This is a genomic window from Sivoneniella epilithica UHCC 1019, assembly GCF_040830845.1.
Classification (GTDB): domain Bacteria; phylum Cyanobacteriota; class Cyanobacteriia; order Leptolyngbyales; family Leptolyngbyaceae; genus ULC077BIN1.
This window is the reverse complement of the sequence record NZ_JBFPDP010000036.1, coordinates 1-15,642: the sequence shown is the minus strand read 5'-3', so window position 1 is coordinate 15,642 and position 15,642 is coordinate 1. Positions and strand designations below refer to the sequence as shown.

The window sequence follows — 15,642 nt, the reverse complement described above, 5'->3', positions numbered from 1 at the left end:
ATTTAAGTCTATAAACTAACTTTAGCAACAAAAGTGTTTCTAAAGTGTTTTACAATTAAGGTTAAGCAACAAAGATGTTGTTTTAATTATAAAATTCATTTGTTACATTATTCCACTTGTTATAGTGTTGCCTGCCTCATGAACACTCAAATGAAACCCAGCCAAGCTTCCGAAAAAAGTTTGGAGGCAATGAAAAACTTTTCCGAAACCTATGCCAAGCGCACGGGCACTTACTTTTGTTCTGACCTAAGCGTCACTGCCGTAGTGATTGAGGGACTTGCCAAGCATAAAGATGACTTGGGCGCTCCACTGTGCCCTTGCCGTCACTATGAAGATAAAGAAGCTGAGGCGGCTGCGGTTTATTGGAACTGCCCTTGTGTGCCGATGCGGGAGCGCAAAGAGTGTCACTGTATGCTTTTTCTCACTACTGACAATCCTTTTGTAGGCGACCAACAAGAAATTTCTCTAGAAGAAATTCGTGCTGTCACCAATCAGGCATAGCAATTATTAGATAACGGGTTGGAGATTGAAAGATTAAATACGAAATCTCCAATCTTCAATCCAAAGTCTTTAGTCCCAAATCCGACCATTCAGAGAGAACACTTCGATGACTGCATCCGTTCAAAATCTGGTTAACCAGCCTTATAAATATGGCTTTGTCACCAACATTGAATCCGATACGATTCCTCGTGGCTTAAGCGAAGACGTGGTTCGTCTGATTTCTAAAAAGAAAAATGAACCTGAATTTATGCTGGAGTTTCGTCTGAAAGCCTATCGCCAATGGCTGAAGATGACTGAGCCAAACTGGGCTGAGGTGGGCTATCCCGCGATCGACTACCAAAATATCATTTACTACTCTGCGCCTAAAGTGACAGAGAAGAAAAAGAGTCTGGACGAAGTTGATCCTGAATTGCTGGATACCTTTGAAAAGTTGGGTATTTCTTTATCTGAACAAAAGCGGCTGACCAATGTGGCGGTGGATGCGATTTTTGACAGCGTTTCGATCGCCACTACCTTCAAAGAAAAACTGGGCGAAGTTGGCGTTATCTTCTGTTCCATCTCCGAAGCCGTTCACGACCATCCCGAACTAATCAAAAAATATCTGGGTAGCGTTGTGCCTGTCGCAGACAATTACTTTGCAGCCCTGAACGCGGCAGTCTTTAGCGATGGCTCCTTTGTCTACATTCCCAAAGGCACGAAATGCCCCATGGAGCTTTCCACCTATTTCCGCATCAACAACGGTGACTCAGGACAGTTCGAGCGGACGCTAATCGTTGCAGAAGAAGGTAGTTCCGTCAGCTATCTAGAAGGCTGCACTGCTCCTATGTATGATACCAATCAGCTTCACGCGGCGGTCGTGGAACTCGTGGCAATGGATAACGCCGACATCAAATACTCCACCGTGCAAAACTGGTACGCCGGAGACAAAGAAGGCAAAGGCGGCATCTTCAACTTTGTCACCAAACGCGGGTTGTGCCAGGGCATAAACTCCAAAATCTCCTGGACTCAGGTAGAAACCGGGTCAGCCATTACCTGGAAATACCCAAGCTGTGTGCTGGTGGGCGACAACTCCGTCGGTGAGTTCTACTCGGTGGCGTTGACCAACAACTACCAACAAGCGGACACAGGTAGCAAAATGGTTCACATTGGCAAGAATACCAAAAGCACGATTATCTCAAAGGGCATTTCCGCTGGCAATTCTCAAAACAGCTATCGCGGCTTGGTCAAAATTAATCCCAAAGCCACAGGCGCACGCAACTATTCCCAGTGCGACTCGATGTTGATTGGCGACAATGCTCAGGCAAATACGTTCCCCTACATTCAGGTGCAGAATGACAAGGGCAGAGTGGAACATGAGGCTTCCACTTCCAAAATTGGCGAAGATCAACTGTTTTACTTTAAACAGCGCGGCATTTCAGCGGAAGACGCAGTTTCGATGATCATCAGCGGTTTTTGTCGCGATGTCTTCAATCAACTGCCAATGGAATTCGCCGCTGAAGCCGATAAGCTCCTCGCCCTCAAACTCGAAGGCAGCGTGGGTTAGAAATAATTTTGGGAACTCTAGTTTAGGTAGTTTCATGAACTAGAGAGTAAAACGATGGTACGTTATTGTGCTGGTGATATTGTTGCAGTGAAAGACCGCTTTGAGTTAGTTGGTCGCATTGTCGAAGTTGATGCTGTAGGGAAAGGATACAAAGTAGATACGGGAAAGGGGGTCGTTTACCGTTATGACAACGAGGTTGTTTCAATTCAAGGACAAACGTCAACTACTTCACGAGAAGCAATTAGTAAAATTGATAATGTGGGAAAAGGAGTGCCGGGATTCTCTAATGTTCATCAACCAGTTATTGATTTCTTGAAGAGCAACACAGCCTTAGCACAAACCTTCGCTATGTATGTTACGAAGATACCGTCAGACGTTTTAGCTTCTTGTTTAGAAGTTATTAAAGAAGGTGGAGTAGAGGTCAAGATTACCATCAACATCAATTTAATTAATATCAAGTTGGGCTAAGTTTTTTCAAGAGACGTTTTTAATGGATAAAGCAAGCATGGGATTGGTTTACGCAGATATTGAACTTGTTCGTGGTGCTGATTTAATCTTGGTTGAAGAAGGTTATTTGAACCAGGATCAAGTCCGCAAAATTTACGTTCGAGCGATGGTAGACAGCGGAGCCACCATGCTTGCAATTCCTGAATTTGTGAAGAAACAGCTTGATTTACGTCGTGTTAGAGAAATTGAAGCTGAAATGGCAGATGGTTCGAGTTCAATATTTGAAGTTGTTGCTCCAGTTGGAGTTCGATTTGAAAACCGTGATGTTTTAGTGGAAGCTTTAGTTATTCCAAACAGCAATAAGGTTTTGTTAGGTGCAATTCCAATGGAAGGAATGGATGTGCTGATCGATCCGAAACGAGAACGGCTGATTGTAAATCCTGAAAGTCCTGATGTTGCTCGAATGTTATTAATGTAAAGTGTTGGATTGATTTTGGTAAAAGCGATGGTTCAGACTGTACAAGCTAGAAATGTTACATTGCGCGACTTGATTGATAATTTCAAGTTGGAGCTTGTGCAAGATGAGCAGTTTTTTCGGGAATGGCAAGATGATTTATCAAGCATTTCTGATGCTGAAAAAGCATTTTTAGATCTGGTTAAACAGAGTTACTTTAACTTGATCGAGTATCCGCCACTCTTAGAAAAAACAGTTCAGATTACTATTTTGAGTCCGCTTCTATTTGCGGGTGGTTTTTTTCTGCCGCCGTTCCATATTCGATCTGAGAAGTCGATTGAAGTTACGGCAGAAGATGAAGGAATAATCCTTCGAGGACAAGCCGATTTAATCATTCTGAAAGATGATTTATGGGTACTCGCGATCGAGTCTAAAGAAAATTCTTTTTCAGTGGAAGTTGGGTTGGCTCAGTTGTTGACCTATATGCTGGCAGCGCCTAACGCTAAAAGCCATCCTAGTTTTGGATTGATTGTGGCAGGCGGGAGTTTTATGTTTATCAAGCTAGTTTGTGGAGAGCGAAATCAATATGGGCGATCGCGCATTTTTGAGATTGCGAATCCCGGAAATGAGCTTTACACAGTATTGGCAATTTTGAAGCGATTAGGACAGTTATAGAAGTTTCTTCTATCGTGGATTTGAGATGCAGTGAGGGAGTTTAAAAGCGGTGATTCAAGAAAACAGTGAAGTGATTTTGTCGGTGAAAGATTTGACGGCTGAGGTGGATGGAGTTTCCATTCTCAAAGGGTTGAATCTGGAAGTCAAAGCGGGAGAGATTCACGCGATTATGGGACCGAATGGATCAGGGAAAAGCACCTTTTCTAAAGTGTTGGCAGGGCATCCTGATTACACTGTGACGGGTGGAGAAATCACCTATTTAGGACAAAATTTGTTGGAGTTGGAAGCAGAAGATAGATCGCGTTCTGGCATCTTTCTCGCCTTCCAATATCCGATCGAAATTCCTGGGGTTAGCAACCTTGATTTTTTGCGCGTCGCCTACAACTCCAAACGCAAATTTGCGGGTTTAGATGAACTCGATACCTTCGATTTTGAAGACTTGGTGCAGCAAAAGCTGGATGTGGTGCAGATGAATCCGGCATTCCTCGATCGCAGTGTGAATGAAGGCTTTTCTGGGGGCGAAAAGAAGCGCAATGAGATCTTGCAGATGGCGCTACTGGAGCCGAAACTGGCGATTTTGGATGAAACCGATTCTGGACTCGATATCGATGCGCTTCGGATTGTGTCGAGCGGTGTGAACCAGTTGACTACACCTGATAATGCCGTGGTGTTGATTACTCATTATCAGCGCTTGCTTGATTACATCGTGCCGGACTATGTGCATGTGATGGAAGGTGGGCAGATTGTCACGACTGGCGGCAAAGAACTAGCGCTAGAACTGGAAGAGCGCGGCTACACCTGGATTCGCGAAGAAGCGGAGGTCGCAGCACGATGATTGAACTATCGACTGTTTCTGAAGTGGGTAAAGTGGGACATTCTAGTAAAGGCGATCGCGCTGCTTATCTACAAGCCTTGCTCAATCTGCGGCTTCCACTGCCTGAGTTATTGATTGGATTGCAGGTGATTCGCGATCGCGCCACTGCAAGAGTCCAAGAACTGGCGCTGCCCTCTACTCGCGATGAAGCATGGCGGTTTGCAGATTTAACTCCACTACTACAAGCCGAGTTGCAGCCTGTAGATGCCCATCCAACTTTGGGATTTTCTCACATCAAGCCGTTTATCATTCCAGAAGCGGTCAGTAGTCGCCTCGTGTTTGTCAATGGCGTGTATGATCCAGCGTTGTCGGCAGTGGATGGTTTGCCCGATGGAGTGTTAGTCACCAATCTATCAACAGCAGCAGGGTTCAAAGACTTCTCAACTCATCTTGCTCAACAGCCGGGAGCGGAAGAGGTGTTTACAACCTTGAATACTGCTAGCTTTACGGATGGTGCTGTAATTTGGGTTGAAAAAGATCAGGTTGTTGATATCCCCATTCAAATTTTGTACGTCTCAACGGCAACTCAACCTGCGATCGCCCATCCCCGTTGTCTAGTGGTTGTTCAACCTGGCAGCAAGCTCACCCTAATTGAAGAGTTTGTCGCGCTGCATGAAGGTGTCTATTTCACCAATTCCGTTACAGAAATCGTAATTTCAGATAGCGCTGAAGTCAATCACACGAGAGTACAGCAAGATAGCGCTGAAGCGTTTCACATTGGCAAAACGATCGCGACTCAAGCCCAAAATTCTCGCTATATCGGTAATGCGATTAGCTTTGGCGGCAAGCTCTCTCGTCATAATCTAGAGGTTTATCAAACGGGCGAACAGACAGACACAGTGTTGAACGGGCTGACCATGATTACAGGCGATCAGGTCAGCGATACTCATAGCGCGATCGCCTTCACCAAGCCCCACAGCACCAGCCATCAGCTTCACAAATGCATTGTCGATGATCACGCCCACGCGATTTTCAACGGTAAGGTCTTGGTGCCTAAAGCCGCCCAACTCACCAACGCCGGACAATTGAGCAAAACCCTGTTGCTATCGCCCAAAGCGCGCATCGATACCAAACCTCAACTTGAGATTGTTGCTGATAACGTCAAATGTGCCCACGGAGCCACGGTTAGCCAACTCGACAACGACGAGGTATTTTATCTGCAAAGTCGTGGTATTGATGAAGCAAATGCTCGGCAACTGCTGACCTATGCCTTTGCCTACGAGGTAATTGATCAAATCCCCGTTGCCTCATTAAAAGACCGACTGAGCGCGAACTGTCAAGTCAGCACTTAAGCGATCGCTCGACCTCAACAGTCCTAACACTGCTAATCCCTTATTCTTTTTGCGCTATGACCTTCACTCAAGCTAAAACCCTTGCTGCAACTGTTCACAATGATTTCCCTGTTCTCAGTCAGGAAGTGAACGGTAAACCATTGGTGTATCTGGACAACGCCGCCACATCTCAAAAGCCGATCGCAGTATTAAACGCCCTGCGTTACTACTATGAACACGACAACGCCAATGTGCATCGGGGCGCACATACCCTCAGTTCCCGCGCTACGGATGCCTACGAAGGCGCACGAGATAAGATTGCTGCCTTTATCCACGCCGCTTCTCGCAATGAAATTATCTACACCCGCAACGCCAGCGAAGCGATTAATCTGGTTGCCTATAGCTGGGGCATGAGCAACCTGCAACCCGGTGACGAGATTATCCTGACGGTGATGGAACACCATAGCAATCTAGTGCCGTGGCAGTTTGTGGCTCAGAAAACAGGTGCAGTGCTGAAGTTTGTCCAACTCACTGATACGCAAGAATTTGACTTTGAGCAGTTCAAATCGCTGCTGTCGGACAAAACGAAACTTGTATCTGTAGTGCATGTTTCTAACACGCTAGGCTGTATCAATCCGGTGAAGGAAATCTGCGCGGAGGCACATCGCTATGGGGCAAAGGTGCTGATCGATGCTTGCCAAAGTGCGCCCCACTTGCCACTTGATGTTCAGGATATCGATTGTGATTGGCTAGTGGCTTCTGGACATAAAATGTGTGCGCCGACGGGGATTGGCTTTCTCTATGGCAAGTTGGATTTGCTAAACGCCATGCCTCCGTTTATGGGCGGCGGTGAGATGATTGCCGATGTGTTTTTTGATCACTCGACTTACGCCGAACTGCCGCATAAGTTTGAAGCAGGAACCCCCGCGATCGCAGAAGCGATTGCTCTTGGTGCTGCGATCGACTACCTGAGTGCGATCGGCATGGACAAGATTCACGCCTACGAAGAAGAACTCACCGCTTACCTGTTTCAACAGCTTGAGCAAATTCCCAACCTGCAAACCTTGGGACCTAAACCCAAAGCAGACGGTAGCGGACGAGCAGCCTTAGCAGCGTTCACTGTAGGCGATGTTCATGCCAATGATCTATCCACCTTGCTCGATCAAGCAGGGGTGGCAATCCGTTCAGGACATCACTGTACTCAACCCCTCCATCGCCTTTTGAATATCTCTTCTTCTGCCCGTGCCAGCCTCTACTTCTACAACACTCGCGAGGAGATCGATGTCTTCATTGCCGAGTTGAAGGAAACTGTGGAGTTTTTTAATGGCATTCTCAGCTAAGTCTAGTTCGTTGAGTTGATAAACCTATCAGCATGAAGGAATTCTGTATAGAGCCAGCTAACAGCTAACTGGTGGCAGTTTGAATGGCAAGTAGGGACAATTCCTTTCAACCACAACAGATTTTTACCTTGGGCAAACATCGAAAGCTAACTCATGCCGATAAAAACACACGTTGAATTCTGCAAAAAAGTTCATGTGTCCCAAAATTACAGGCGTTTCTTTCAATTCAGTCCAAGCAAATGCAAGTAGAACAGGAGGCAATTGCGCGATCGCACCAGACACAATCAAGCCTTGTGAATTGCTTTGGGCTAAGTTTCCGCTCAGTGGAATGGAAACAGTTTGATTTTCCCAGACTGCTCCTAGCTGAACACCAACCTCGTAAGGCAAAACATTGACACTCGCACCTGTATCCAACAATGCCATCACTTCCAGAGAACAATTCCCCAGCATAAGAATCAAAGGTAAATAGGGCATGATCACTGATCGCCCAAAATTGTCAGTTCGTTCAGTGAATGAATAGCGTTGCCCATCACGCATTGGATGATTCCTTCGCTTTAGCCAGAAGACCTGACAGTGCTTCAACCGCTGCATTATCTGCTTGAGGCGACCATACCACTGCTCCAGTGGAAGCAAGTTTCTGGAGCAGCATAGCCTCTGAATCACCTTCTCCAGAATTTAGGCTACATCCATCTTCTTTGGCAACAGCCAAGAGGAGAAAGTGGATCAGTCGAAGCTTATCTTGATGAGATAACTGATTAACAGTGGGCAACAGTTCGCTGAGTGACATATTGCTTGTTTCGGATGCAATGAGTTATTCCATTGTAATCCTACTCCTGCCATCAAACTCAGACGACATCCTGGCAATAGTTCCAGACCGATTTTTAATGCCGAGTTGAAAGAGACTGTAGAGTTTTTCAACGGCATTCTCAGCTAAACCATCAATGATTCTTTCGCTATAGCCAGAAGCCCTGACAGTGCCTCAACCGCTGCCCTATGTAGATAGTTATTGTCGCCGTTCCATCTTTTTCAGCGCGTTTTGAATTTCTGCATCATCTGGAGCAAGTTGAGCCGCTCGACGAAGGTTTGTAATTGCCTCATCCAAATTTCCCTGATTTACAAGTGCATTGCTCAGACTATAGTAAGAATAAGGACTGTTGGGGTTGAGTTGAATGGCACGGCGATAATTTGAGATTGCTTCAGTCAAATTTCCTTGCTCTGCCAGTAAGTCGCCCAAACTAGCGTAATTACCAAAGAATTTTGGATTACGTTGAATCGCTCTTTGGTAAATGGTAACCATATCACTCAACCGATTTCGTGCTTTGAGAACCCCACTCAGGTTCAGAAAATCAATTTCAGGGTGACCAAGATTCATCTCGACTGCTTTAAGGTAAGCGTCAAGAGCCACATTATGCTTACATAGTCCCCCTAAAGCCACACCCATCCCAACATAAGCATCTGCACTTACTGCTGTATTCTTTCTATCACTCAAGGGTCTAGCATTCTCGGCTATTTGTATCGCAGCTTGATAATACTCAATTGCTTCTCTATACCGTTCTTGTAGTGTCGATACACGACCTAAACCCAAATTAGCAAATGCTTTTAAGATATCGTCTTTAGCTAAGTTTAAAGTATTCTGATAAGCCTTAGTAGCATCTCTATAGAAGCGTGCTTCTAGATCCGCGCTGATTTTATTTCTGTGGTGGAAATATTCTGCTAAAAATGCGTCACCTAACTCCAGGTTGATTACTGGATCTCTTGGATTACGCTGATAAGCATCTTGATAGGGAATCGAAGAAAAATCAATCCGCCCAAATCCAGAATTTCCAAGAAGCTTATTAAAAATTATAAATTTGTAAATCTCAGTACCTGTTTTCGGCGAAGGTACACAAGACGAGCTTTGTGCAGATAAACCCCACATCGGTAAATACAACCTTTGATCCAACCTGTAACGCTCAATTGGGTCAGTGGGTTGAGCAACTCCAATCTGCATTGGAAGAAAGCTAGACGCGATTGCGAGGACAATTGAACAGTTAATTCTTTTCATAAAGATCGATATCGATTTAACTTTTTCATTATGTCTATAACTATCAGCTTTCACTACTGCACATATTGCAAAATTCCACGGGCGATCGCCTGGGCAATGCGGGTGCGATCGCTTGGATTAGCTAATCGCGCTGCATCCTCTGCTCCAGTTACAAACCCTACCTCCACCAAAGCAGAAGGCATCGGTGTATTTCTCAGCACATAAAAGTTTGCTTGTTTGACTCCGCGATCGCGCGCACCCAGTGCTTGCACCAAATTAGTTTGAATGCTCCGGGCGAGCGATTGTCCTTCACCCGCATAGTAAAAGGTTTCAATTCCACTTACATCGGGACGACTGGCAGTGAAAGCATTGGCATGAATGCTGACAAACACATCGGCATTTGCCTGTTCTGCAAACTGAACCCGTGGCGCTAGCTCGATTTCCTGATCCCGCGATCGCGTCATCACAGCATTGACTCCTTTCTGCTTTAGCAATGCCACCACCTGCTGTGACACCGACAGCACCACCTCTTTTTCCTGTAACCCACCAATGCCAACGGCTCCAGGATCACCACCCCCATGCCCCGGATCGATCACCACGGTAATACCACTTTTAGGAATAGGCGCTGCGATTGGGTTCGGGTTACGCGAGGGGTTAGTGGTAGGAGCAGGCTGTCTAGAAGGCACCTCACTAGCTTGCATCGGCAAGATCATCGCTTGCAAATTATTACGGTTCAAAATCTGCTGCAACTCGATCGCCTTACCTTGTTCCTGAAACAAACCGACCTGAATGACAGTTTGCCCATTAACGGTCGTGCGAAATGCGCCCGGAGCCACAGCACTCACTTTGGCAGCATCGCTACCATTCACCACTACTCGATAGGCTAGCTTGCTATTGGAAGTCGAAGGTTGAGTGATGGGGGAAGGAGTGGGCTGATTCGGCAGAGGTGGCAGTTTGCCAGGAGTGGTCACGATTGGAGAAGGGTTTGTAATAGGAGCAGGCTGTCTAGAAGGCAGTTCGCTTGCTTGCACAGGTAGGATCACCGCTTGCAAATTATTACGGTTCAAAATCTGCTGCAATTCGGTCGCCTTACCTTGTTCCTGAAACACGCCAACCTGGATGACACTTTGTCCATTTACCGTCGTGCGAAATGCGCCCGGAATCACTGCACTCACTTTGGCAGCATCGGTATTATTCACCACCACTCGATAGGCTAGCTTGCTATTGGAAGTTGACGGCGAGGTAAGAGTGGGTTGATTGGGCAGTGGCGGCAGTTTGCCAGGAGTGGTCACGGTTGGATAAGTAGGAAAAGTTGGCACTGTAGGAATTACTACCGCAGAACCGGGCGATCGCGAATATGGAAAGTTTCCACCCGTAGATGGCGGCTTCACGGTTGGCGCATTAATCGGCACGGTGGGAACCACAAAAGAGCCAGGAGCCGCCATTGCAGTGTTGGCGAATCCAAAAGGACTCAGGGCGATCGCGCTCCAAGCTAAAAATCGAAGAGAAGAAATATTCATGGGCGGTGTGTGAGGTGCTACTTGCATACAAACTCCACCTCACACAGCCGATCCGGATGAAACCAGGCGATCTCGATCGAACTCAGAGTAAGAGTGCGCTTCGCAAACCTGAAACTGCTTTAGAGATTCGGTTTTTGCTATTTTCTGAGGCTGAGATTTCTCAAGCATTACGGTATGCTGACAACACTCGAAAATTTCAGCGATCGCCGAAGCAGTTTAGCCTTGAGCATTTAACCGCATAGTCTACTATTCTCAATTTCACCTTACTTTTAACCTTACTTTTTACTTTATTTGCTAATCCTATGCCTGCATTTGATAATCAACCGCTTCAAGCAATTCGTAGTGCTTTTTTAGACTTTACCGACGATCCGTTTTATACGGCTGAATCGGACAGTGTGCGCTATATTTCTGACGGATTACTAATTGTTGAAAATGGCATAATCACGGATTTTGGCGAATATAACACTCTGCGATCGCAGTATGCTCACATTCCAATTACAACCTATCCAGACCGACTGATTATGCCGGGATTCATCGATACCCACGTTCACTATTCGCAGTATGAAATGATTGCTGCCTATGGCGAACAGCTTTTGGAATGGCTCAGCAAATATGTGTTTCCAACAGAGAGAAAATTCAAAGACAAAGCCCATGCTGAAAAAATTGCCACCTTGTTTTTTGATGAATTGATAAAACAGGGAACTACAACTGCGCTTGTGTTTGCCACGGTTCATCCAGAATCTGTCGATGCTTTTTTTGAAGAAGCCAGTCGCCGAAATTTGCGAATGATTTCTGGCAAAGTATTAATGGATCGCAATGCCCCAGACTACATTACCGACACTCCAGAAACCGCTTACGAAGACAGCAAAAAGTTGATTCAAAAATGGCATAAAAATGGGCGTTTATTGTATGCAGTTACGCCGCGATTTGCCCCCACTAGCACCCCTGAACAACTCCATACTGTCGCAAAGCTGCTGCAAGAATTTCCGGATATTTATCTGCAAACCCACATATCAGAAAACAAAAAAGAAGTGGCATGGGTAGCGGAACTATTTCCAGAAAGTCAAGGATATTTGGATGTGTACGATCGCGCCGGACTGGTCGGCGAAAAATCGATCTTTGCCCATGGTATTCACCTAACGGATGCAGAATTTGAACGGTTGTCCAATGCAAAATCTGCGATCGCCTTTTGTCCTACTTCAAACTTATTCTTAGGCAGCGGTTTATTTAAACTTACTCAAGCAAAATCCAGCCAGCATCCCGTGAAAGTCGGCTTTGGCACCGATGTTGGCGCAGGAACCAGCTTTTCGATTTTACATACGGCACATGAAGCCTATAAAGTTGCCCAACTTCAAGGCGAATCTTTGTCGGCATTCAAGGCGTTATACCTTGCCACGTTGGGCGGAGCAAAAGCGCTTTCCCTAGAGGACAAAATTGGTAACTTTAATCCTGGGAAAGAAGCCGATTTTATTGTGTTAGATCCCAAAGCTACAACCTTGATGGCAACCCGAAATCAAAGTTTTCCTGCCCAATCGCTAGAAGAATTAGCCCAACCCCTTTTTGGATTGATGATGTTGGGCGACGATCGCGCCATTCAAGCGGTTTATATCGCTGGGAAATTAGCTCATTCCTTGGCGGCTATTTAGCGTCGAGTTTTCATTATCAATAGACTCAAAATGAGAACTGCTGGCAAATACACCTGTATTGCTTGATTTTCGATCGCGGTATGATAGTAGACAAGCGCTAGGGTGAAAATCGGGCATGACGACAGAACAAGATAATCGGGAACCGACGCTATCTGATGTGATTGAGAAACTCGATAAACTGACTCAAGATCAGGATCGATTTAATGAGCGATTCAGTAACTACCAGCAAGCAACACAGTGGTTAGTGCAGTTGGCTTTTACACTGATTGCGTCGGCAACTTTAACGTTGATTATTACGGTTGTTTTGAGACGCTGACAGGTAGATAAAACTCGCTAAGAACAATAAAACTATTCATCTATTCCCTTTGTCTGATACAACAATGCCAACTTCAAACCCTTCCCAATCGCTGGATACCACTTTTGTCGCCACGCTGAGTCAAGCCGCCACAGCATTTCAGGGGACTGGGAAGCGCCCTAAGGCTCAAACAGTGATTGCTGCAATGCTAGAAGCCGAAAAAGTCGCGAAGCATCAGCGAATAGCTTATCCCTTAGAAGCATTGTTGGGTCATTGGCGGCTATGTTTCACAACGCTGTCAAAAGTGAATGGGCGTTGGCGCAGCCTCTCCACTGGAGAATCGCTCCAGGCTGCGAAAGGCATTTATGTACCTAAAATCGCCCAAGCGCAGATTTCCTTTACCCACCCTGTTGAGAGTGAGCCAAACAGCCCCACGGGTGAAATTGGTAATCAAATTCAGGTAGGCTCCATTCTGTTTCGGCTTACAGGACCATTTCGCTATCCCGGTAAGAAAAACCTGTTGATGTTTGACTTTAACGAAGTACAGTTTTCTGTATTCGGAAAACCTCTCTATTCTGGTAGCTTTCGCAGCGGGACTCAAACGATCGCCGTTGAACAGCAGGCGATCGCCAAACTACCCTTTTTCGCATTCTTCCTGATCACTGAAAACTTCATTGCAGCACGAGGACGCAGTGGCGGACTTGCCTTATGGGTGCGATCGCCCCACATTGATTGCAGAATTTCAGATTGCAGAATTTCAGCAAAGTAGGAATCGTCTTTGAATATGCTAGATGAGTCGGCTAGGCTGTAGGCATGTGAGCAAAGTTGCTAGTTATCATTGCAACTTGCAGCAGGATTTCTGCCGATCTACAAACAATACACAAATGCAGAGAGTTCCTATCTATTTACCAAAACTGCCACAGAGCATTTCAGTCTATCCAACCAAAATGGGGTGTTACCCAGAAAATTGCTGCATAACTCTCTAAATATTAGGTGTTATAAAGAAAGTCTCAGTAGAATAATCTGTTAGGCGCTCTGAACCTGACTTGGGGCGCACTCAAAAGACTACTTGTGAAAATAGTAGGATGCGAGTGAATCGTAAGATTGATATTCAAAGGAGAAACATCATGCCTAACCAACAATGGTTGACCGTAGGTGCTAGTGCCTTGATAGCTGGCACCGTAGTATCTGTTGCACTTCCCTCTGCTAAACCAATTGCTTTTGTAGCCGCGAGTACAGCAGGTGCGGTTGGAGGAACGCTTCTGACTAGATCACAAAAGATATCTTCTTCAACGTTCGCAGTACTAGAATTATCAAATGAGCAAATTATTGGCTCCTTAACTAGATTAGAGCATCTACTGATAGATAATAAAGATGGATTGATAGTGCTAAAAAGCCAAATTGATGAAGTGAGAAGTAACATACTTCAGCCTACATCAGTTATGAATCCAGTTCAAACCGATCAAGCTCTGATAGAGGAAAAGGAAAACGTTTCTGAGCAAGAAACAGCAAAGATTTCAAATATAATTGATTGGCTAAAAGCTCTCAACTTATCTGTTGAAAGTTACAAAGAGCCTCAACAAGTGGATGCTCTATTTGACAGCGTAGCTATGCCTCTTGGTCAACAATATAGTACCCTTAAAACGTTTCATCGACAAATAAAATTTAATATAAGTAAAGGTGGAGAATTTAGCTTTAGATTGAATGAAAAAAACAGGGAAGATATCAATAGAATTACCAGTTTTTGTAAGTTATTAAATGATCGCTCCTTCTTACCTTGTCGGTATCTGCCGTCTCAAAAAATCATATTAGCGAAGCCTCCTACTAATCCCAATATGATCAATTTTTTCACAGGTGACTGGTTTGAATCGTTTGTTTATCAGCAAATATGTAAATTTCTTTCAGGCAGTGGACTTGAATATATTAGCCTTAGACAAATCACAGGTACTTTTGACAACGGCAGAAATTTTGAGTTAGATATTTTTTTCCTGATTGATAATCAACCTCTTTGGATAGAGTGTAAAGCTGGTCGGGACTACAATGAGTATTTGACAAGGTACACTAAGCTGAGAAAGCTTATGAGAATTCCTAAGGAAAGAGCTTTCCTGGTTATAGCGGATTTGAGCAGTGAGCAAGCTGTTGATTATACAAGTTTATGGGAAATTACAGTAGCAAGCATAGATAGCTTCATTGAACTAATAGGTAATGCTCTGGGTTTAGAAAACAATCAAGAGCATAAGCACCAAAATACTAAAGAATTACAAACAGCAGAGATACCAAGAATTGGCAAGAACGAACTACTGAAATTTTTTAACAAGAAATCTCTGCATCCATATCCAGAATATCGAAATGCTATTATTGATGGACTGGTTGAAGTATTTAGGAGTTTGAATCAGTTAATAACAATGAATCAGATTAAGGATAGATTGTCAGAGAATACGCAAATAGCGAGATCAAAAATAAATGATATTCTTCGTGCCCTCATGCGTTCTGACTGTTTGTTAGATAAGGCTGGAGAATCAATACCTTCATATACGACTCCAATATCATCGCTTTTGTCCTTAGACCCAACGATTTTAGAACAGAAATGCATTGAAACTTATGCTTCGACAGTTCTAGCCGTTAATCCAAATTACTTTGATGATTCTAGAAATAGAAGAGAATTTAAAGAAACTACAGGTGGAGAAGTACCTGACAGGGAAGTAATTAAATGTTTATTAGAGAAGGAGGAAGTTGAACCAACAGAGGGCGAATAGATTCAGTGATTAGTGCTTTAACACGAGCGGTCTAACAACCGTGTTGTAGCGGATGGTATAGATATCTTGGTGGTAGTGCAACGATTACTTGTCGGTGCTAAATATAACGGTTAGTTCTAGCAGCAATTTGAGGTGTAATTCAAGTATTTTTAACAGGCTTAAAGCGATCGCTCAACTAAAATGCGAGGGAGCATCTCAAAGTTGCAGAAATAGATTAATACCGCCAGAATAAGGGCTGTTGTATTGAGTCCAATGATGACACCCGAAGATGAGCAAGCCCTCGTTAGCCATGCCCGC

17 protein-coding genes are annotated in these 15,642 nt (G+C 44.7%); 13 read left to right on the top strand and 4 right to left on the bottom strand.

From position 1 onward, the window contains the following. The first annotated feature begins 138 nt into the window (after positions 1 to 138). The 8 genes from AB3R30_RS19015 to AB3R30_RS18980 all read left to right on the top strand — a co-directional run bounded on the left by AB3R30_RS19015 (position 139) and on the right by AB3R30_RS18980 (position 7,105). Entirely contained in the window at positions 139 to 501 is a 363-nt protein-coding gene (locus AB3R30_RS19015; protein ID WP_458650790.1) for a ferredoxin-thioredoxin reductase catalytic domain-containing protein, read from the top strand. A 106-nt stretch (positions 502 to 607) separates the two neighbouring features. After that, the gene (sufB, locus tag AB3R30_RS19010; protein ID WP_458650789.1) at positions 608 to 2,044 is read left to right on the top strand and encodes a Fe-S cluster assembly protein SufB; all 1,437 of its coding nucleotides are present in this window, start codon (positions 608 to 610) and stop codon (positions 2,042 to 2,044) included. A 54-nt stretch (positions 2,045 to 2,098) separates the two neighbouring features. Then, the gene (locus tag AB3R30_RS19005) at positions 2,099 to 2,512 is read left to right on the top strand and encodes a hypothetical protein (RefSeq protein ID WP_458650788.1); all 414 of its coding nucleotides are present in this window, start codon (positions 2,099 to 2,101) and stop codon (positions 2,510 to 2,512) included. Between the two features lie 22 nt (positions 2,513 to 2,534). After that, positions 2,535 to 2,969: a retroviral-like aspartic protease family protein gene (locus AB3R30_RS19000; protein ID WP_458650787.1), complete on the top strand. Its 435-nt coding sequence runs from the start codon at positions 2,535 to 2,537 to the stop codon at positions 2,967 to 2,969. Between the two features lie 27 nt (positions 2,970 to 2,996). Further along, entirely contained in the window at positions 2,997 to 3,620 is a 624-nt protein-coding gene (locus tag AB3R30_RS18995) for a restriction endonuclease subunit R (protein WP_458650786.1), read from the top strand. A 49-nt stretch (positions 3,621 to 3,669) separates the two neighbouring features. Then, complete coding sequence (gene sufC, locus AB3R30_RS18990) at positions 3,670 to 4,455, top strand: Fe-S cluster assembly ATPase SufC (RefSeq protein WP_458650785.1); 786 nt, start codon at positions 3,670 to 3,672, stop codon at positions 4,453 to 4,455. Then, positions 4,452 to 5,786, top strand: coding sequence for a Fe-S cluster assembly protein SufD (gene sufD, locus AB3R30_RS18985; RefSeq protein WP_458650784.1), 1,335 nt, complete (start codon positions 4,452 to 4,454; stop codon positions 5,784 to 5,786). The genes sufC and sufD overlap by 4 nt, the downstream gene beginning before the upstream one ends. Positions 5,787 to 5,842: 56 nt before the next feature. Beyond that, entirely contained in the window at positions 5,843 to 7,105 is a 1,263-nt protein-coding gene (locus tag AB3R30_RS18980) for a SufS family cysteine desulfurase (protein WP_458650783.1), read from the top strand. Between the two features lie 123 nt (positions 7,106 to 7,228). On the opposite strand, the gene AB3R30_RS18975 is transcribed toward AB3R30_RS18980, so the two are convergent. The 4 genes from AB3R30_RS18975 to AB3R30_RS18960 form a co-directional block, all read right to left on the bottom strand. Further along, positions 7,229 to 7,642 (bottom strand): pepsin/retropepsin-like aspartic protease family protein, encoded by a 414-nt coding sequence (locus AB3R30_RS18975; protein ID WP_458650782.1) that lies wholly within the window; start codon positions 7,640 to 7,642, stop codon positions 7,229 to 7,231. After that, positions 7,635 to 7,892, bottom strand: a complete 258-nt coding sequence (locus tag AB3R30_RS18970; RefSeq protein ID WP_458650781.1) for a hypothetical protein — start codon at positions 7,890 to 7,892, stop codon at positions 7,635 to 7,637. Before AB3R30_RS18970 ends, AB3R30_RS18975 begins: the two co-directional genes overlap by 8 nt. Positions 7,893 to 8,108: 216 nt before the next feature. After that, positions 8,109 to 9,095, bottom strand: a complete 987-nt coding sequence (locus tag AB3R30_RS18965; protein WP_458650780.1) for a tetratricopeptide repeat protein — start codon at positions 9,093 to 9,095, stop codon at positions 8,109 to 8,111. A 107-nt stretch (positions 9,096 to 9,202) separates the two neighbouring features. Beyond that, positions 9,203 to 10,675, bottom strand: coding sequence for an N-acetylmuramoyl-L-alanine amidase family protein (locus AB3R30_RS18960; RefSeq protein ID WP_458650779.1), 1,473 nt, complete (start codon positions 10,673 to 10,675; stop codon positions 9,203 to 9,205). A 29-nt stretch (positions 10,676 to 10,704) separates the two neighbouring features. Between AB3R30_RS18960 and AB3R30_RS18955 the strand changes: the two genes are divergently transcribed. From AB3R30_RS18955 to AB3R30_RS18935, 5 genes are all read left to right on the top strand, one after another. Next, a complete protein-coding gene (locus AB3R30_RS18955) occupies positions 10,705 to 10,890 on the top strand; it encodes a hypothetical protein (RefSeq protein WP_458650778.1) in 186 nt (61 codons plus the stop codon). Between the two features lie 60 nt (positions 10,891 to 10,950). Beyond that, positions 10,951 to 12,294, top strand: a complete 1,344-nt coding sequence (guaD, locus tag AB3R30_RS18950) for a guanine deaminase (RefSeq protein ID WP_458650777.1) — start codon at positions 10,951 to 10,953, stop codon at positions 12,292 to 12,294. Positions 12,295 to 12,409: 115 nt separating this feature from the next. Then, positions 12,410 to 12,610 carry a hypothetical protein gene (locus tag AB3R30_RS18945; protein WP_458650776.1) on the top strand — a complete coding sequence of 67 codons (201 nt, stop codon included), beginning with the start codon at positions 12,410 to 12,412 and terminating at the stop codon, positions 12,608 to 12,610. 64 nt (positions 12,611 to 12,674) lie between these two features. Next, positions 12,675 to 13,358 (top strand): hypothetical protein, encoded by a 684-nt coding sequence (locus AB3R30_RS18940; protein WP_458650775.1) that lies wholly within the window; start codon positions 12,675 to 12,677, stop codon positions 13,356 to 13,358. A gap of 358 nt (positions 13,359 to 13,716) precedes the next feature. Then, positions 13,717 to 15,345 carry a hypothetical protein gene (locus AB3R30_RS18935; protein ID WP_458650774.1) on the top strand — a complete coding sequence of 543 codons (1,629 nt, stop codon included), beginning with the start codon at positions 13,717 to 13,719 and terminating at the stop codon, positions 15,343 to 15,345. Positions 15,346 to 15,642: the final 297 nt, after the last annotated feature.